Source organism: Limisphaera sp. 4302-co (genome assembly GCF_049537155.1).
Lineage (GTDB): Bacteria > Verrucomicrobiota > Verrucomicrobiia > Limisphaerales > Limisphaeraceae > Limisphaera.
The window spans coordinates 167,822-184,870 of sequence record NZ_JBMVQZ010000009.1; the positions used below are offsets into that span (position 1 = coordinate 167,822).

Annotated in this window: 15 protein-coding genes and 3 tRNA genes; 8 read left to right on the forward strand and 10 right to left on the reverse strand. The window is 67.2% G+C overall.

The features are described from left to right. Positions 1-141 precede the first annotated feature (141 nt). Positions 142-1,281, reverse strand: a complete 1,140-nt coding sequence (locus ACPDIX_RS10585; protein ID WP_423431765.1) for an aminotransferase class I/II-fold pyridoxal phosphate-dependent enzyme — start codon at positions 1,279-1,281, stop codon at positions 142-144. Positions 1,282-1,481: 200 nt separating this feature from the next. Between ACPDIX_RS10585 and ACPDIX_RS10590 the strand changes: the two genes are divergently transcribed. Beyond that, positions 1,482-1,886, forward strand: a complete 405-nt coding sequence (locus tag ACPDIX_RS10590; protein ID WP_423431766.1) for a hypothetical protein — start codon at positions 1,482-1,484, stop codon at positions 1,884-1,886. Positions 1,887-1,992: 106 nt separating this feature from the next. After that, on the forward strand, positions 1,993-2,436 hold the full coding sequence (locus tag ACPDIX_RS10595) for a DUF309 domain-containing protein (protein WP_423431767.1): 444 nt from the start codon (positions 1,993-1,995) through the stop codon (positions 2,434-2,436). Positions 2,437-2,479: 43 nt separating this feature from the next. On the opposite strand, the gene ACPDIX_RS10600 is transcribed toward ACPDIX_RS10595, so the two are convergent. Both ACPDIX_RS10600 and lpxK read right to left on the reverse strand, forming a co-directional pair. Next, complete coding sequence (locus ACPDIX_RS10600; RefSeq protein WP_423431768.1) at positions 2,480-3,406, reverse strand: lysophospholipid acyltransferase family protein; 927 nt, start codon at positions 3,404-3,406, stop codon at positions 2,480-2,482. Next, on the reverse strand, positions 3,406-4,578 hold the full coding sequence (gene lpxK, locus ACPDIX_RS10605; RefSeq protein WP_423431769.1) for a tetraacyldisaccharide 4'-kinase: 1,173 nt from the start codon (positions 4,576-4,578) through the stop codon (positions 3,406-3,408). The genes ACPDIX_RS10600 and lpxK overlap by 1 nt, the downstream gene beginning before the upstream one ends. 95 nt (positions 4,579-4,673) lie before the next feature. Between lpxK and ACPDIX_RS10610 the strand changes: the two genes are divergently transcribed. From ACPDIX_RS10610 to ACPDIX_RS10620, 3 genes are all read left to right on the forward strand, one after another. Then, positions 4,674-5,645: a peptidyl-prolyl cis-trans isomerase gene (locus ACPDIX_RS10610; protein WP_423431770.1), complete on the forward strand. Its 972-nt coding sequence runs from the start codon at positions 4,674-4,676 to the stop codon at positions 5,643-5,645. Further along, the gene (pdxA, locus tag ACPDIX_RS10615; RefSeq protein ID WP_423431771.1) at positions 5,645-6,712 is read left to right on the forward strand and encodes a 4-hydroxythreonine-4-phosphate dehydrogenase PdxA; all 1,068 of its coding nucleotides are present in this window, start codon (positions 5,645-5,647) and stop codon (positions 6,710-6,712) included. Before ACPDIX_RS10610 ends, pdxA begins: the two co-directional genes overlap by 1 nt. Before the next feature lie 214 nt (positions 6,713-6,926). Next, positions 6,927-7,757 (forward strand): DUF481 domain-containing protein, encoded by an 831-nt coding sequence (locus ACPDIX_RS10620; RefSeq protein ID WP_423431772.1) that lies wholly within the window; start codon positions 6,927-6,929, stop codon positions 7,755-7,757. Between the two features lie 167 nt (positions 7,758-7,924). Here ACPDIX_RS10620 and ACPDIX_RS10625 read toward each other — a convergent pair. Further along, a tRNA-Thr gene (locus tag ACPDIX_RS10625) sits at positions 7,925-7,999 on the reverse strand. 176 nt (positions 8,000-8,175) lie between these two features. Between ACPDIX_RS10625 and ACPDIX_RS10630 the strand changes: the two genes are divergently transcribed. Then, entirely contained in the window at positions 8,176-9,045 is an 870-nt protein-coding gene (locus ACPDIX_RS10630; protein ID WP_423431773.1) for a prepilin-type N-terminal cleavage/methylation domain-containing protein, read from the forward strand. A 46-nt stretch (positions 9,046-9,091) separates the two neighbouring features. Here ACPDIX_RS10630 and ACPDIX_RS10635 read toward each other — a convergent pair whose 3' ends face one another. The 3 genes from ACPDIX_RS10635 to ACPDIX_RS10645 all read right to left on the reverse strand — a co-directional run bounded on the left by ACPDIX_RS10635 (position 9,092) and on the right by ACPDIX_RS10645 (position 10,685). After that, positions 9,092-9,556, reverse strand: a complete 465-nt coding sequence (locus ACPDIX_RS10635; protein ID WP_423431774.1) for a YbhB/YbcL family Raf kinase inhibitor-like protein — start codon at positions 9,554-9,556, stop codon at positions 9,092-9,094. Between the two features lie 236 nt (positions 9,557-9,792). Further along, positions 9,793-9,868, reverse strand: a tRNA-Val gene (locus tag ACPDIX_RS10640). Positions 9,869-9,974: 106 nt separating this feature from the next. After that, entirely contained in the window at positions 9,975-10,685 is a 711-nt protein-coding gene (locus ACPDIX_RS10645; RefSeq protein ID WP_423431775.1) for a Mut7-C RNAse domain-containing protein, read from the reverse strand. A 229-nt stretch (positions 10,686-10,914) separates the two neighbouring features. Here ACPDIX_RS10645 and ACPDIX_RS10650 point away from each other — a divergent pair, with 229 nt between their 5' ends. Further along, positions 10,915-12,645, forward strand: coding sequence for an excinuclease ABC subunit UvrC (locus tag ACPDIX_RS10650; protein WP_423431776.1), 1,731 nt, complete (start codon positions 10,915-10,917; stop codon positions 12,643-12,645). A 56-nt stretch (positions 12,646-12,701) separates the two neighbouring features. Here ACPDIX_RS10650 and ACPDIX_RS10655 read toward each other — a convergent pair whose 3' ends face one another. From ACPDIX_RS10655 to ACPDIX_RS10665, 3 genes are all read right to left on the reverse strand, one after another. After that, positions 12,702-13,214 carry a ferritin gene (locus tag ACPDIX_RS10655; RefSeq protein ID WP_423431777.1) on the reverse strand — a complete coding sequence of 171 codons (513 nt, stop codon included), beginning with the start codon at positions 13,212-13,214 and terminating at the stop codon, positions 12,702-12,704. Between the two features lie 240 nt (positions 13,215-13,454). After that, positions 13,455-15,758 (reverse strand): ribonuclease R, encoded by a 2,304-nt coding sequence (gene rnr, locus ACPDIX_RS10660; protein WP_423431778.1) that lies wholly within the window; start codon positions 15,756-15,758, stop codon positions 13,455-13,457. A gap of 140 nt (positions 15,759-15,898) precedes the next feature. Next, positions 15,899-15,974, reverse strand: a tRNA-Phe gene (locus ACPDIX_RS10665). 534 nt (positions 15,975-16,508) lie between these two features. Between ACPDIX_RS10665 and ACPDIX_RS10670 the strand changes: the two genes are divergently transcribed. Beyond that, positions 16,509-17,049 (forward strand): fibronectin type III domain-containing protein (locus ACPDIX_RS10670; RefSeq protein ID WP_423431779.1); only part of this gene is annotated, 541 nt, incomplete at its 3' end.

Below are 17,049 nucleotides of genomic sequence, written 5' to 3' on the forward strand. Positions count from 1 at the left end.
TTTGCCCCACCATGGACCTGCCGACACGGTGCCGCTAAAACCATTGGCTTCACTGAAATCGCCCGGGCCGTGCGGGAGTGCCTCGACGGCCGACCCTGCTGGGCAGACCGGGCCTCGTTCCCCTGCCCGGCGCAGGTGCACCTATCCCGCGCGTGCCCTGCGGCCGGCGGCGTCCGGCCTGCCCTGCGCACCGCGTACACTCAACAGCGCGCGTCGCAACCGCTCCAGATGCTCGGCCGTGTGCGCCGGTGCCAGCATGAACCGGAAGTAACCCGCCGACCGCCCCGGGTACTCGGTCCAGGGCGGGTGAATGCCCTCCGATTCCAGCGCGCGGATCACGCGCCGGGCCTCGCGCCGGTCCGCAGGGAACAACGCCACGATGGGGGCCGGCGTCTCCAGCACCTCCCATCCCGCCGCCCGCAACCGGGCCCGCAACCGCGCGGCCTCCTGCAGCACCCGTCTCCGCCCCGGCAGGGCCCGCCGGAGCTCGACCAGCGCGGTTTCCACCGCCGCGGCCAGGGCAGGCGAAAGCGGTGTGCCCCCGCCGAAACAACCGGACCGCTCCACCACCCGGCGGCGGATCTCACGCGAACACAACACCACGCCTCCGTACAAGCCCAGGGCCTTGCTCAACGTGAGGGTCTGGACCAGTCGCTCGCGCGAGATCCCCGCCTCTTCCACACTGCCCCGGCCTCGCCGTCCCAACAGCCCCGCAGCGTGCGCGTCGTCCACCAGCAACCAGGAGTTTCGGGGCAGGACGCGCCGATACTCCGCCAACGGTGCCACCGCACCGTTCCAGCCAAACAAACCGTCGGTGATCAGAATCAGGCGTGCCCCCGGACCGAGACGGCGCACCCAGCGAGCCACCGCGTCCACATCGCGATGCGGAAAGACGCGGACCGGACAACCCAGGAACACGGCCGCGTCCTGCAGACAAACGTGAGCCTCTTCGTCCACCAGGGCCAGCGTGAACATTCCGGCAAGCGCCTGCGCCACGGCCAGCGGGGCCGTGTAACCCGTGGGCATCAGCAGCGCGGCCTCTGCGCCGAAAAACCGGGCCAGTTTGCGCTCCGCCCGCTCGTACAGTGGATGGTTCCCGGTGGTCAGGCGCGACGCGGCCACATTCCATCCGTGCGTCTGAATCGCGCGGACCAGGGCCTGCCGCAGCGCCGGCGAGTGGGCCAGCCGAAGATAGTCGCACCCCCCGAAGTCCAGCCACAACCGGCCATTCCGCCGGACGTGCACGGGGTCCACCCGTTCCAAGGGCATCCCTTCCTTCATCCACGCCCAGCGTATCGCCTGTGGACAATCGGCTCAGCAAGGAAAACCACGCGATTGGTTCGCCGCCCCTCCCACCTGTGGGTTCGGCAGCGCCCGGGCCGCCACGGGCGGCTCGAAGCCGAAAGCCGTCCGGCGTGCGGGCCGCCGGCCCGGCCGGTTTGGCCTTGGCAAGCCCTCCCGCCCGGTTACACTCCCGGCCGATGGGTGAAATCGCCGCCTTCGTGAACCGCGGTGCCAGTTCCATCACGCCGGCCGTGGTGGAAAAGGTCCTGCGCCATCTGCCGCAGTGGAAGCTGGAATTCACGCAGATTCAGGAGCCCCGGTTCCCTCATTTGGTGGACCAACTCGAGTTTTTGGCCGATGCCGTCGAAGACGTGGCCGAGGGCGCCTACAAGGACCTGCCTTACTACGCACTGGCCCAGGCCACCTTCGCCCTGATCTACGCCCACAAACGGGTCGGGATCATCCCCGACAGCTTCCTCGACCTCGGCCGGGCGGACGATTCGGCCGTCGTCCGCGCCGTGCTCATCCAGAATGAGAAGGCCTTCGGCCTTTACGCGGCGCGGCGAAACCTGGACTGGTCGAAGATCACCAGCGACCCCTGAGCCCCCGCCCGGGCGGTTGCTGCCCGGTTCATCGTCCGATTGTCCGTCATCGGACGCGGTCCCTTCTCGATTGTCGGATGGTCCGGGGCTACCTTGTGCCCGCCCGATGAGTTCCAAAAAGGAGAAGATTCAGACCCTCAGTGCCGGCTGGACCGGCCGCGACCGGGACGCGCGGTATCTGGGCTACTTCGAATGTTTCAACCAGGGCCGGTTCTATGAGGCGCACGACGTGCTGGAGGACCTCTGGTTGGAGCGGCGCCGGGCGCCGGAGGGGGATTTCTACAAGGCGCTTATCCAACTGGCGGGTGCGTTCGTCCACCTTCAGAAAGACCGGCTGCAACCGGCCGCGGCCCTGCTGCACCGCGCCGCACACCTTCTGGGCCGCTACCCTCCGGACATGGAGGGCATCCGGGTGCCCGACCTCCTGGCCCTCATCGGGGACTGGGCCGGCTGGCTGGAACGGTCCGGGTTCCGGGACAACCCGTTGAACCAGCGGCACGCACCACGGCTGACGCTGCCGGCGCCCGCCGGCCCGGGTGCGGCAGGCTGAGTCCGGCCCGGCGCCGACGCCCGGCCGCGCGCCCGCCGCGGCATCAGGATAACGCCGCAGGGGACCGTGCCCGGACGGACCCCGGCCTGCCCGGATGTTTCCAGCGGTCGTGCACCCAGAACCAGTTGGCCGGATCCCGCCGGATGGCCGCTTCGAACTGCACGTGCATGTCCCGGAGGATTTCCGTCAGCGGCCGGGGCCTCCCGCCCTGGCGGGTGGGGATCTCCGGCCCCAGCTCAATGGTCCACCGCCCGGGGGCGATCCGGTAACACACGGCCACGTGCAACGGACATCGGTACCGGAGGGCAAACAGGGCCGGAGCGGGCGAAGTCGAGCAGGGCCGTCCGAAGAACGGCACGGCCAGACCGCGTGCACCGGCCCGTTGATCGGCCAGCAGACCCAGCAACACACCCGTGGGCCGCATCGCCGCACGGAGCGCCGCAGCCTCCGTCCGCCGCTCGAAAAATCGGCAGCCGGACCGCTCCCGCAACGACATCAGCAGTCGGTTCAGCCGCGGTTGCTTCAACGCCCGATACGTCGTCAGGCACTCAAACTCCGGCGCGTACTGGCCGAACCGGGCGTACAACTCGAAGTTGCCGAAATGCCCCAGGGCAATCACGCGGCTCGCCGGTGGCTGACCCGGAACCGCGGGGCGGAGGACCTCCGTCCCCACGAATTGCAGGTGGGGTCGAAGCTCCTCCGGGGACATCGCCGCGGTCTTGACCGCGCAACAGTAGTTCTCGCCCAGGCGCCGGAAATGTTCCCGCGCCAGGGCCCGGATTTCTTCCGATGGATGCTCCCCTCCGAAGACCAGTGTCAGGTTGCGCAGCGCCACCCGCCGGTGCCGGCCGTCCAGCCAGTAGGCGCACGCGCCGCCCATCCGGCCCAGTCGCGCCACCACGGGCAGCGGCAACGCCTGCAACAACGTCACCACCACCCGCGCCACCGCGTACAAGAGCCATTCGCCCATCAGAGAAAGCAGATGCGGCGCACGCAATCGCGGAAGTCCTCGGCCCCGGAGATGATTTCGATCTCCACCCGCATGAAGTAGATCGGCAGGTCGCGCCGGTCGAGTTTGGGAAACCGCACGGCGTCCTTTTGTGTGGTGATGATGGCCTGGGCCCCGCGGCGTTTGGCCCGGTTGATCACGTTGAGCACCTCTTGCACGGTGAACCGGTGGTGGTCGGCAAACCGTTTGGAATAGACCAGCTCGGCGCCCAGCCCGGTGAGGCTTTGCTCGAAGCTTTCCGGCTGTGCGATCCCGCTGAGGGCGGCCACCGGCCGGTTCTGTAAAAAGTCCAGCCCCAGACGCTGCCCGGTGAACACGTCCTCCAGATACAACGGCCGGTGCACGCACTCGATGATGGGCGCCCGCGGATTGATCTGGCTGATGATCCGGCGCAGTTCCTCGTTTTTCCCGTTGCTCTTGGTGATGAAGACGGTGCTGGCCCGGGCCAGGTGGGAGGGCGGCTCGCGCAACGTCCCGCGCGGCAACAAATGGCCGTTGCCGAACGGTTGCTGGCCGTCCACCAGCACCACGTCATGCCGCCGGCCCTGCAGGTTCCAGTATTGGAAGCCGTCGTCCAGCAGGAGGGTGTCACACCCGAACTTTTCCACCGCATACCGGCCCGCCTTGACCCGGTTCTTGTCCACCAACACCACCACGTCCCGCAGGTTCGACGCCAGCATGTACGGTTCGTCCCCCGCCATTTCGCTGTCCAGCAGCAGGGAACGCCCGTCGGAGACCACCCGGGGCGGCGTCGTGTCCTCTCGGAACAGCAGCTTGTCCAGCAGCCACTTGTGAAAAGGCCGCGGTTTGGAACGATACCCGCGCGACAAGATGGCCACGTTGCGTCCGGCGTCCCGCAACTCGCGCGCGAACTTCTCCACCACCGGCGTCTTGCCCGTGCCGCCCACGGTCAGATTACCAATGGCAATCACCTGCACGCCCACCGTGGTGTCCCGCAGGATGCGGACGTTGTAGAGGAAACGCCGGAGCTTGACCGCGGCTCCGAAGATCTTCGAGCACACCAGCAGGAAACCGCGCATCAGACGGGCGCGCCAGTCGTGTCGCTGCTCGAAGATGACTTCGAGCACGAACGTTTCCAGCGCTTCCGTCCAGATCCGAAACCGTTCCCGCACAAGTGGCGATTGTGCCAGCAGCGCGATGGCCGTTCAAGGCGCGGTCTGCCCCGGCGCTTGAACCGGCGTCCGCCGCCCTCTACCCTCCGAAGGCGGTGAACAACAAAGCGTCAGTCATCCCGCTTGCCGGCTTGCTGGGGTTGTTGGCAGCCGGTCCGCTGTCCGGAGCCGAACTGATCAACGGCATCCGCGTGGTCGTCCACGATTCGGTCATCACCCTGGAGGAGGTCAACGCCTCCGTGCTGCCCGCTCTCGGGTTGCTGCAGCGCCAGTACAGAAACGATCCCGAAACGTTCCGCCAGAAACTCAACCAGCTCGTCGAGGAAAACACCGAACAACTGGTGCAGCGCCAGCTCATCCTGCGTGACTGGGAACAGTCCGGTTACCAGCTTCCCGAGGCCATCGTGGAGGAGGCACTCCAGGAACGGTTGCGCGAACAGTTTGGCGGAGATCGCCTCCGCATGATCCGCACCCTCCAGGCCGAGGGGCTCACCCTCGAACGGTTCCGCCGCCAGATCCGCGAGCAGATCATCATCGAGGTCCTCCGCAACCGGAACATCTCCCGCGAACTCATCATTTCCCCGCACAAGATCGAGTCCTACTACCGCGCCCATCAGGAAAAATTCCGCGCCGAACCCGAGGTCAAACTCCGCATGATCACCCTCAACAAACGCGGACCCGACGATGCCGGACGGGTCCGTCGTCTGGCGGAGGAGATCCGATCACGCATCCTCGAGGGGGCCGACTTTTCCGAAATGGCCGCCATCTACTCCGAGAGCGCCCAGCGCGCCCAGGGCGGCGACTGGGGCTGGGTCTCCCGGTCGGTCCTGCGCCGTGAACTGGCCGAGGTCGCCTTCTCCTTGCAACCCGGCACTTGCAGTCCGGTGGTGGACCTGCCCGAGGCCTGCTACCTCCTCTGGGTGGACGAGGCCCGACCGGAACGTATCCGCCCCCTCAGCGAGGTCCGCGACGAGATCGAACAAACCCTCCTGGTCGAGGAACGCGCCCGCTTGCAGAAACGTTACGTCGAGAAACTCCGCGCCAAGACCTTTGTCCGTTACTTCTGATGACACCCGAGCCCGCACCTCCGGGCACCTTGCCCGCCCGCCCCGTGCGCATCGGCATCACACTCGGCGACGTCACCGGTGTGGGACCCGAGGTCATCGCCGCCGCACTTCGTGATCTGCGCACCTCGGACGCCGCGGCCCCGACGGACCCGCCGCCGGTGGAGTTCGTCCTCTACGGCGACGCCGCCTGGTGGGATCGGGCCTGCCGGATGCGACTCGGTTCCGATTCGGCGGCGCTCCACGATCGGCTGGCTGTGGGAGGGTTAGGGGTGCAACTGATCCCTCCCTTGACCGACCCCCTGCCCGTGGACCTGCCGCCGGGCGACCCACGTGCCGCGCGCGCGGCCGTGGCCTGGCTGGAAGCCGCCGGCCGCGCCTGCCTCCGCGGCGAGTTGGACGCCATCGTCACCGGACCGGTCAACAAGGCCGCCATCCAACGAGCCGGCATTCCCTTTACCGGCCAAACCGAGTTTCTCGCCGCATTGGCGGGTGAACCCGAGCCGGTCATGATGTTGCTCGGCCCTGATGAACACGACCGATGGTTGCGGGTGGCCCTGGCCACCGTGCACATCGCGTTGCGTGAGGTGCCCTCCCGCCTCTCGGTCGCACGCGTGTTGCGTGCGATTGCGTGCGCCCGGCAGGCGTGCCTGCAACTGCGCCTCCCCCGTGCCCGCGTGGCCGTCTGCGGGCTGAACCCCCACTGCGGTGAGGGCGGCGCCTTCGGTGACGAGGAACCCAGGCTCATCGAGCCGGCCGTGCGCGAGGCCCGACAGCACGGTTGGGATGTCGTGGGTCCCCTGAGCGGCGACACCGTTTTTCATCACGCCCTGCAGGGCCGGTTCGATGCCGTGGTGGCCATGTACCATGACCAGGGCCTGGCCCCGCTGAAAGCGGTGGCATTCGACCGCGGGGTGAACTGGTCGCTGGGCCTGCCCTTCATCCGCACTTCGCCCGATCACGGAACGGCCTACGACATCGCAGGACGCGGCCTGGCCGATCCCGGCAGCATGCGCGCCGCCATTGAACTGGCCCGGCAACTGGCCGGCTACCGCCTTGCCGGTGGCTGAAGTCCGGTTCTCCAACCCCCGGCTGCACGCACGGACCTTGAGACGCGCGCGCCCGCGAAAAATGCACGCGCATTCCGCCCGACCGCAACCGCCTGGGAACGGCCGACGCTCCCAACAGACCCTCGCCAGCACGGCCCCGGCGGGTGCCATCGGTCCGCCCCGAGCGCCGAAGAGGGCCTTGCTTCCGGATCCCACATGTCCCAAGTTGGCCGGCATGAATCGCTTGGGTGACATCCGGAGAACGGCGGTCCGTTCAGCCAACCCTTGGGTAAAAGCCGGCCTGACCGTCTGGTTGTGCAGCCTCCTGGGACTGGGCCTGACGGCGCCAGCGGCCCGGGCCCAATCCGGCTCGAACGCCGTCGGCACCACCAACGCACCTGCCAACCCTTGGAGGGGCAGCGCGTTTCTGGGGTTGACCCTCACCCGCGGCAACAGCGAGACCTTCCTGGCCAACCTCAGCCTCGATGCCCGAAAAAAGGCGCCGCGCTGGGAACTGGGCGCCGGCTTGGCAGCTGGATACGGCGAATCCACCGTGGACCAGGACAGCGAAAAAACCGCCGAATACGTCCGCGGCTTCGGCCAGTACGATCGGAGGTTCCGCCAGCGGGGCTACTTCGGCCTTCGATCGGACGCGGAATACGACGCCATCGCCGGGGTGGACTACCGGGCGCGGGTCAGCCCGCTCGTGGGCTGGTATTTCCTGCAACGCACCAACATCGAGCTCCGGGCCGAGATCGGTCCTTCCTGGGGGTTTGAAAACCTTGCCGACCGCCCGGCCGAGCAATACACCGCCTTCCGCGCCGGCCAACGGTTCGAGTACCAGCTCAATTCCAACACCCGCCTCTGGCAAACGCTCGAGTACATTCCGCAGGTGGACGCCTGGGACACCCGGTTCCTCATCATTGCCGAAGTGGGCGTGGACGCAGCCATCACCAAGACCATCAGCCTCGGCCTGGTCTTCCAGGACAATTACAACCACTCCCCACCGCCGGGACGCAAAGCCAACGATCTCCGGGTGGTCGCCGGACTCCGGTACAAATTCTGAACCAGGCCGGCCGACCCACCGGCGCAGCACGCCCATCTGCGTGGCCGGGTGCCGAACCCTTCCGCCCGGCGGCCATCCGGACCATTTGCACACGGGCCTCGCCATTGCCGGGTTGCGTTTCCAAGGAAACGGGTCCGCGGAGGGGAAAGTGTGAAGACAAAAAGAAATGGAGCCAATGGCCGGATTCGAACCGGCGACCGACGGTTTACGAAACCGTTGCTCTACCACTGAGCTACATTGGCCCTCCGCGGCTTCGACACCGTCCGCCCGAAGGACCGACGGTATGAAACGCGCGCCTCTGAACCTACCAGACCCGCGGATGCGGGACAAGTCCCCGGGCATCCCGCCCTCAGCGCCGAGCGCTGGATTGCACGGTGGCCCGGAGCCATCACTGCGGGTATAGTGACCGCACGAGACGATGGTACGGAACACGGTTCGACAGGGACCGGCCCATCACGCCTGCCCCCAAAGCGGTGATGAGAACCGGCCCCGGGCCTTCAGCCTGATCGAACTCCTGGTGGTGTTGGCCATGGTGACGTTGCTGGCAGCCTGGCTCCTGCCGGCCCTTGCCCGCTCGAAGGACCGCGCCCGGACAACCGCCTGCCAGAACCATCTGCGCCAGTTACAAACCTGCTGGTACCTCTACGCGGGCGACAACGCCGATGTGCTGCCGCCCAACAACTCGGTTTACAGCCTCACCTCGGGCAGCCCGCTGGCCCGGGGAGCCTCCTGGTGCCCCGGCAACGCGCGATTGGATGTCGAACCAACCAACATCCAGAACGGCCTGTTGTTCCCTTACAACCGTTCCACGGCCATCTACCGCTGTCCGGCCGACCGCTCCACCGTGGAAACCCCGGACGGTCAGCCGCTGCCTTTTCCCAGAACCCGCAGCTACAACATGAGCCAGTCCGTCAACGGCTGGCCCGAATACGATCCCCAACTGTCGCGCTACCTGCCCTCCTACAAAAAGCTCACCGAGATCCGCTCACCCGCGCCGGCGCAACTCATGGTCTTCCTGGACGTGCACGAGGACGCCATCGTGGACTCGTTGTTCGGGATCCCCGCCATCGGCGTCTGGGGCGATGTCCGCGAATGGTGGGACGTGCCGGCCGACCGACATGGCCAGGGCTGCAACCTCTCCTTCGCCGATGGACACGTCGAACACTGGCGCTGGCGCGTGCCCAAAAGGGTCCCGAGCCTCTGGGCCGCAAAGCCGGTCCCGGCCGAAGAACTGCCCGATTACCGCCGTGTCCAACAGGCCGTGCGCCAGAGCTGGTCAACACCATGACCGAAACCGCCCGGGAAGCGGCTGCCCGGGGTTCCGTCCCGCCCCTTCACTTCCGCTGGAACGTCCCCATCCACTCGGCCTCGGCCAACACGTGGCCCTTCATGGCTTCCAGCAGCCTGGCCCGCGTCAGTCCCGGCGGCAGATCCAGTTCACAGTCCAGGGCATGCAACCGAAAAAAGTACCGGTGTGGAGGGCCGGGCGGTGGCAGCGGTCCCCCGTAGCCCAGACGGCGGAAATCGTTGAGGCCCTGCCGGGCCCCGCCGGCCAGGTACTGTGTCTTGGGCTGATCCTCTGCCAACCCGCGGCTTTGCGGGGGCAGTGCGTAAACCAACCAATGCGACCAGGTTCCCACCGGTGCATCCGGGTCCTCGACCACCAGCGCCAGGCTCCGGGCTTCAGCCGGGACACCAGTCCATTCCAGCGGGGGCGAAATGTCACGGCCCAGGCCCGTGTACTGCAGGGGAATCGGTTTGCCGTACTCGAATGCGGAACTGCGGATCTCCAGTTTCATGGCGTGCCTCCTGCCGGGCCGGCGCGACCGGTGCCGGACGCCTTCCGCCCGCCCTGCATCGCGCCCGCCCGCTTCACACTACGCCCTCGCCATCCTTCCGGCCAGCCGCAATCCGGAACCTCGCCTCCTCCCGGACAGGCCGCCGGACCATCTCCATCGGCCGCCGCGCCGGGTCCGCGGCAAGTGCAGCAACGGAGCGCAGGATCGCGCAGCAAACCCTGCCGGGGAAAAAGAAATGGTGCGCGGTGCAAGACTCGAACTTGCGACCCCCAGCGTGTCGAGCTGGTGCTCTACCAACTGAGCTAACCGCGCACCCGGTTCGCGGATGCCCGCAGACATCCGCGGAATCACCGACCCTATCCTTCACCCGGTTCCCACCCGGCGCAAGTGCAAAAAGCGCGGCGGGGACCGGTGCCGTTCAGCGTGCTTCCGCCCCGGGCAGGCCCAGCGCGCGGAGCTGGCTTTGGATTCGTTGCCAGTGCGTGCCGCGCCAGAACAATCCGTTGCAGCTTTCACACAGGAAATACTCGTCCAACCACAGGGCCGTGCGGGGCGGGATCCGGTCCGCCACGGCCCTCTTGGGAACCGGAACCAGCGCGCCCCCGCACCGCATGCAACGCGGGGGGCCCACCCGCAGGTCAAGTTGCTCGAACACCAGCGCCAGTTGTTCCGGCACCCGCAGGGTCGGCGGAACCCAGAGCGTGGGCAGCCGACCCGTCCGGATCACACGCCGCTCCAGCAGAAGGCTGTCCGGCGTCAAAAGGACCGCACCGGCCCGGAGCGCCTTCTGGATCAGATCCGTGTCGTCCCTTTCCTGGCACCAGACGGCCTGCTGCCCGGCCGCCCACAGCCAGCGGGCCAGGCCCCCCAGCCCGGCATCGCAATACAAGAGCCACGGTTCCCCCGGCGGCAGGGGCCGTCCATGCCGGCGCCATTGATACCTGCGCCAGCGCGCCTGCAGGCGTGCATCCCACCACACCAGGGCCTCGGCCATGGGAATCCCTAGACGCTCGCTGTCTTTCCGCGCACTCTCCCACCAGAACCGAACCGCACGTTCCGGCTTGCGCGCGCCGAACTGCCGGGCCAACTGCTCGAACCTCTGCCGGCACGCCTTGACGATTCGTTGCACGAGTTCACTGTAGCATGCCGGGGGCTCGAATCCGAACGAGGGGCCTGTCGCCCCCGGCATCCGGTGCCGTTGCCGGGTGCCGCCGAGTCATGCTACGGTCCTGCCCGGGAGCGGCGGCTGGCGGACCCGTGCCAGGCTGGCCCCGGTGCCGCGGGGCGGACCGACCCCGCCGGCCCCGCCGGGTCGCCACAGCGGGCCTCGCGGTTCCCGGGAGTGCGGGGTGGTTGCCATGACCGTGCCCGATCATTTGAAGGAAAAACTGCGGACCGTACCACACCGGCCCGGCGTGTACCTCATGAAGGACCGCCTCGGCACGGTCATCTACGTGGGCAAGGCACGCGACCTCCGCAAACGGCTCAGCCAGTATTTCCATCCCTCCCGCCGCATGGCCTGGGATCCCAAACTGACGGCGCTGGTCGAAAGCATTCACGATTTCGATGTCCACGTCGTCCGCAGCGAGCCGGAGGCCCTCCTGCTGGAAGGAAAACTGATCAAGGAGCTCAAACCCCGGTACAACGTCAGCTTCCGCGACGACAAACGGTTTCTCATGGTGAAGGTGAACCTCAACGATCCCATCCCCAGGTTCACGTTCACCCGCATCCGCGCACCGGACGGCTCCCTCTACTTCGGGCCTTTCCCCAGTTCCCGTGCGCTCCGGCAGGTCATGGACCTGACCCGGCGCCGCTTCCATCTGCGCGGTTGCACACCGCTCATGCCGACCGAGGCCGATTACCGGCACTGCCTCTATGCCCACCTGAAACATTGTACCGCCCCATGCATTGGGAACGTCACGCCCGAACAATACCGGCAACAGGTCCTGGCCGCCTGCGAGTTCCTCCAAGGGCGCTGCCGCGAAACCGAGGCACAACTCGAGACCGCCATGCGCGAAGCGGCCGCACGCCGGGAATACGAACGCGCCGCCCACCTGCGCGACCTGCTCTTCGCCCTGAGAGAGACGACCCGCAAGCAGGAACGGTTCGAGCGCGTTCCCTACAGCCTCCCCGTGGCGGTGGATCCGGAACGCGACCTGGCCGCTCTGGCCGAGGTGCTGAAACTGCCGGCGCCGCCCGAATGCATTGACGGATTCGACATCTCCAACATCAGCAGCTCACTCAAGGTCGCCAGCGTCGTCCGGTTCCGCCGAGGCCGACCCGACCGCGCCCATTATCGCCGCCTCCAGATCAAGACCGTCGAAGGCCAGGACGATTTCGCCTGCATGGCCGAGGCCGTGCGGCGCCGCTACCGGCGCCTCCTCCAGGAGCTGCAGGCCGCCGGGCATTCCCTGGCCGGTGAAGCCCCGCCGGACGGCTCCGCTGCCCGGTGCCCGGCCCCGGCCGACGACAAGGTCACGACCCGGGACGTCGAACCCATTCCGGCAGAGTTGCAACAGCTCGTCCAACAGACCAGCCGGGCCGTGCGCCAGGGGATCACGCCGCCCCCGCGACCGGGTCCCGCCAAACTGCCCGACCTTATCCTCATAGATGGCGGCAAGGGCCAGCTCAACGCCGCCCGGGCCGAGTTGGAACAGCTCGGGCTGGGACACATCCCCGTCATCGGCCTGGCCAAGGAATTCGAAGAAGTCTATCTGCCGGGCCAAAGCGAGCCGCTGCGGCTCGGGTTGGACCATCCCGCCCTCAAGTTGCTCCAGCGCATTCGCGACGAGTCCCACCGCGTGGCCAACGCCTACAACGCCCAGTTGCGGCTCCGCAAAATCTCCGAGAGCGTGCTGGACGAGTTCCCCGGGATCGGCCCGACGCGCAAGGCCGCCCTCCTCAGACACTTCGGCTCCGTCCAACGCTTGAGACAGGCCAGCGCAGAGCAGATCGCAGAAGTGCCCGGATTCGGGCCCCGCCTGGCCGCCGAACTGAGAAAGTTCCTGGACGCCCGAAGCCCGGCCGGACGATCAGACGACCGCCCGCCCGACCCGGCAGCCGACCCCGGCACCTCGCCGGACTCGTGAACTGCCGCCCAGCCGACGGTCGGGCAATGTTCGCGACCCGGACGCGGCTGGGACCGTCAGCTCGCGTCGTCTTTTTCCTCCAGATACCGTTCGATGTGCCGGTCCAACTCCGCCAGCGCACCCGCACAACTGGCCGCTTCCACACGCGCCACCATCTCGGCCGTCCACGCCTCCTCCTCCACCTGCTCCCGGATGAACCAGTGCAGCATCACCTGAGCCGGATAATCCCTGGCCGCCACGGCCGCCTCATAGGCCGCGTGGATCCCCTGCGTGTTGTTCTGTTCCATCGCCTGTGCGTGACGAGCCACGTCCAGGAGAGAACCCAGGTCGTGACGCGGCGCCGGCACGGCTTCCACCACCGGTTCCACGCCGCGATCGAGCAGATGCCGCGCGATCCGCCCGGCATGCTCGCGTTCCTCGGCCGCCTGGTTCCGGAAAAACCGCGCAAAACCCGGCAGCGTCCGGTGCTCGCACCACCAAGCCCATGCCTCGTAGTGCAGGGCCGCCATCAGTTCGTGGTTGAATTGCCGATTCAATTCCTTGCGGACCGTTTCCGACATTCCCGCCATGCTCGATCGCTCCTCCTTTCCGTGGTGTGCAGACTTGGTTTTGAGCCCAGCATGACCCACGCGCCCGTTCAGGGGCAAGCCCGCCACGCGTTACCGGGGGAGAAATGCCCCAGACCGGCTGTTCAACCGGACGGGCTGTCCAGCCAACCGGCCGAACAGGGAGCCGGCCCGCCCAACTTGTTTGACTCGGCGCGTCCCCGTCACGCAAAACCCGAACCGGCAGGAGATCCTTGCGCGCCTTCAACGCCGCCGGCGACGCCCGCGGCGGTTCCCATTCCGGTCGGGCGGTCCGCCGGGGGCACGGGCGCTCCGGCGACCGTCCGAGTCCTGCCCGGCGGGACGGCCTGCCCGGCGCTGCCTGCGGCCCTGCCCGCCCCGTCCATGGGCGGCCTTCCGCCCCTCGGACCGGCTCGAACGCGCAGACTCCGGGGCGGGTTCGAAATCAATCTGCTTCTTGTACCGGTCCACACGGGCCACGACCACCTGCAGCGTGTCGCCGAGCCGGATCCTGCGCCGGGTCCGGCGCCCGCGCAGTTCGTTCCGGTCTGGGTCGAAAATGTAAAAATCATCCCTGAGGCGCGACAGCGGCACCATGCCCGACAAACCCAGCGCCGGCAGATCCACGAAGAATCCGTGGTTGCGAACGTCGGTGACCAGGGCGGCGTAAGGTTCGGTTTGGCCCGACCGCAACTGCTGTTCCAGATATGCGAACAGTTTCACATCCCGGCTGTCACGCTCGGCGTCGTCGGCGTTGCGTTCCATGCTGGAAAGGTGCTCGGCCAGTTCCTCCAGCTCCACGCGTGACGGCAGGGCCTGCGGCTGGAACAGGGCGCGGTGGACGATCAGATCGGCGTAACGCCGGATCGGCGAGGTGAAATGAGTGTAATCGGTCTTGTTGAGGCCGAAATGTCCCAGCGGTTCCGTCGCGTACTGGGCGCGCATGAGGGACCGGAGCAGTCCGACCTTGAGGGCCGGCCCCAGGGGGGTCTGGTTCAACCGCTCGAGCAGGCGTTTGAGTTCCTCCCGTTTCTGCAGGTCCCCACAGGGGATGTTGTGACTGAGCACCAGCTGGCGGTATTCTTCCAGCCGCGCGGGATCGGGCGGCTCGTGCACACGGTAAAGGCCGGGGCGACGGAGTTGGCGGAGCCGGCGGGCGGCCGCTTCGTTGGCCAGGAGCATGAACTCTTCGATGAGCTGGTGCGCCTCGTCGTGCACCACGGTCTCCAGCGCCGCCACGCGCCCGTGCTCGTCCAGCCGCACCTTCACCTCGGGAAAATCCAGGTCGAGCGCACCGTGGGCGAACCGGCGCCGCCGGATGCCCTGCGCCAGCCGGTGGGCGTCGTGCAGCATCCGGCTGACCGGATCGGTCGGGGGACGCCGGATCATCGCAAGCGCCTCGGCATAGGTGAGACGGCGTTTGGAGCGAATGACCGCGGAGTAAAACCGGCTTTCCAGCACATTCCCTTCCGGGTCGAGCAGAAACTCCACGCACTTGGTGAGTCGATCCACGCCCGGTTTGAGCGAACAGAGCTCGTTGCTGAGGACCTCCGGCAGCATGGGAATGACGCGATCCACCAGATAGGTCGAATTTCCGCGCTTGCACGCTTCCTCATCCAGGGCCGTGCCCGGCCGCACGTAGTGCGACACGTCGGCGATGTGAACCCGCAGTTTCCAACGCCCATCCGGAAGGCGCTGGAGCGCGATGGCGTCGTCGAAATCCTTCGCATCGTCAGGGTCAATGGTGACCACCAGGTCAGCCCGGCAGTCCACCCGACCGCGGAGTTCCTCAGGCCGTACCCGATTACCGAAGGATTCGGCTTCGCGCCGGACGGCGGCGGGAAAGGCGGTCGGCAACTGGTACTGCCGCAGCACCGCCAGCATGTCCACACCCGGCGCGTCGGGTCGACCCAGAACCTCGATGATGTCGCCCTCGGGATTGGCCTCGCGCGAGGGCCAGTCGCGCAAGGCCACCACCACCTTGTCCCCGATCTGCGCGGCGCGCCCGCCCGCCCGGGGCGACGGAACGTAAATGTCATGCGGAATGCGCGGGTCGTCCGGGATGACGTAATAAAAGTGCCGGCTGCGTTGAAGGGTGCCCACCAGTTGGGTTCGCCTGCGTTCCAAAACGCGAACCACCTCGCCCACCACCGGCTCCGGCACCTCGGGTCGAAGACCCTTGGGTCGTTGGATGCGACGTACCAACACGCGGTCTTCATGCAGGGCCGTGCCGGTGGCGTGCTCCGGCACGATGATCTCCGGCAGGCGGGGATCGTCAGGTTGCAGAAATCCTTTGCCCTGACGGTTGATCCGGATCCGGCCCGGAACCAGGTCCGCATCCAGCGGCAGCACATAGCGGTCGTCCTTGATCCGCGCAATCCGACCATGCTGCTCGAGCCTCTCCAGAGCGGCGCGGAGCATCGCTGCGTCCACCGCGGGTGTGCCGAGGCGCCGGCACAGTTCCACGGCCGTCAAGGGCCGGCTCCGAGCCCGGCGCAGCGTTCGCAAAATGCGCTCCTCCAGTTTGACCAGCTCTGCGGGTTCCATCTTGGCTCACAGATTACGGCCTGCCGCCCACGGGCACAACCACGCCACGCCCGGATCGGCTCTCCCGGACAGAACCTTGCCCTCAACGACAGGAACGACAGACATCCCGGGGCGCATCGCCGAAAGAGGACAAAAAGAAATGGTGGCTGGAGACGGAATCGAACCGCCGACACAAGGATTTTCAGTCCTCTGCTCTACCAACTGAGCTATCCAGCCACCTCGAGCAGACATCCATATTGAAGTCCGAACGCCCCCGACGCGCAAGTGGGAATTGAACCTCTGCCCCGCGGCGAACAGGCGCCCACCCGGCCCGGTCACCTTCCCCGGTTTCGCCCAGCCCTCCCTGCCCCTGCAGCCCAGGCAGGCCCTCCCACCCGGCAGGCCGCCGGTCATGAACCAATCTTCAACGTGTCCATCGGGGGATAAGTTGAACCCAAAACTGCCGGCCCGCCGCGAAAGAGGCTTCCCAAACCTGGACGGCTGGTGCACTGTTTTTGGGCAGTTCACAAGCCCTGAAGACGGATCTGTAGAAACCGCCAGGGAGGTGTGGTCCGGGGCTTCCAAGGAACGGCCGCGACCCGGCGTTTCACGCGAAGCTCGTCTTCAGGCCTTTTTCGGGGTAGCGCGGTTTGCGCCACGTGGAGATCGATTCTTCCAACGGATCTCCTCCATTGGTTCGCCGCAGCCGGTGTGCACGTTGGCATCGGTGGTGCTTCCCCGGAAGGAGACACGCATGAGGACGTGCCAACCATGCTGCACCAACTGCGCCGCCTGCTGAGCCTGCCAGCACTCCTGGTGGGGCTGGCGCAAGTTCCGAACGTGCTGGATGCCGCAGAAGTGGCCCTGGCATGGGATCCCAGCCCGGACGAATGGGTGACCGGCTACGCCATCCACTACGGCACCGCCAGCGGCGTTCATCCAGTGCGCGTGGACGTGGGCAACGTGACCAACGCCGTCATTGACGGGCTTCAACCCGGGGTCACCTACTACTTCGTGGCGACCGCCTACACGGCCGACGGCCTCGAAAGCGACCCCTCCAACGAGGTCAGCTACACCGTGCCCAATCCTCAGCCGGACCCCACCAACGCGCCCCCTTCGGTAAACGCCGGTCCCGATCAAACCGTCCGCCTGCCCTCCCTCCTCGCTTTGACGGGTCAGGTCAACGACGACGGGCTGCCTTCCGAACCGGGCCAGTTGACGGTCTGGTGGGAGTTGGTCAGCGGACCGGCCGGGGTGAACTGGAGCACGACCAACGGGTTGTCGGTGGAGGTGGCGTTTGCGGAGCCGGGCA

What these genes read in the sequence shown, in the direction of transcription:
- ACPDIX_RS10630 (WP_423431773.1), top strand. Translation starts at nt 8,176, where the DNA reads ATGGTACGGAACACGGTTCGACAGGGACCGGCCCATCACGCCTGCCCC.
- ACPDIX_RS10590 (WP_423431766.1), top strand. Translation starts at nt 1,482, where the DNA reads ATGGGTGAAATCGCCGCCTTCGTGAACCGCGGTGCCAGTTCCATCACG.
- ACPDIX_RS10600 (WP_423431768.1), bottom strand. Translation starts at nt 3,406, where the DNA reads ATGGGCGAATGGCTCTTGTACGCGGTGGCGCGGGTGGTGGTGACGTTG.
- ACPDIX_RS10585 (WP_423431765.1), bottom strand. Translation starts at nt 1,281, where the DNA reads ATGAAGGAAGGGATGCCCTTGGAACGGGTGGACCCCGTGCACGTCCGG.
- pdxA (WP_423431771.1), top strand. Translation starts at nt 5,645, where the DNA reads ATGACACCCGAGCCCGCACCTCCGGGCACCTTGCCCGCCCGCCCCGTG.
- ACPDIX_RS10595 (WP_423431767.1), top strand. Translation starts at nt 1,993, where the DNA reads ATGAGTTCCAAAAAGGAGAAGATTCAGACCCTCAGTGCCGGCTGGACC.
- ACPDIX_RS10635 (WP_423431774.1), bottom strand. Translation starts at nt 9,556, where the DNA reads ATGAAACTGGAGATCCGCAGTTCCGCATTCGAGTACGGCAAACCGATT.
- ACPDIX_RS10650 (WP_423431776.1), top strand. Translation starts at nt 10,915, where the DNA reads ATGACCGTGCCCGATCATTTGAAGGAAAAACTGCGGACCGTACCACAC.
- ACPDIX_RS10620 (WP_423431772.1), top strand. Translation starts at nt 6,927, where the DNA reads ATGAATCGCTTGGGTGACATCCGGAGAACGGCGGTCCGTTCAGCCAAC.
- rnr (WP_423431778.1), bottom strand. Translation starts at nt 15,758, where the DNA reads ATGGAACCCGCAGAGCTGGTCAAACTGGAGGAGCGCATTTTGCGAACG.
- ACPDIX_RS10655 (WP_423431777.1), bottom strand. Translation starts at nt 13,214, where the DNA reads ATGGCGGGAATGTCGGAAACGGTCCGCAAGGAATTGAATCGGCAATTC.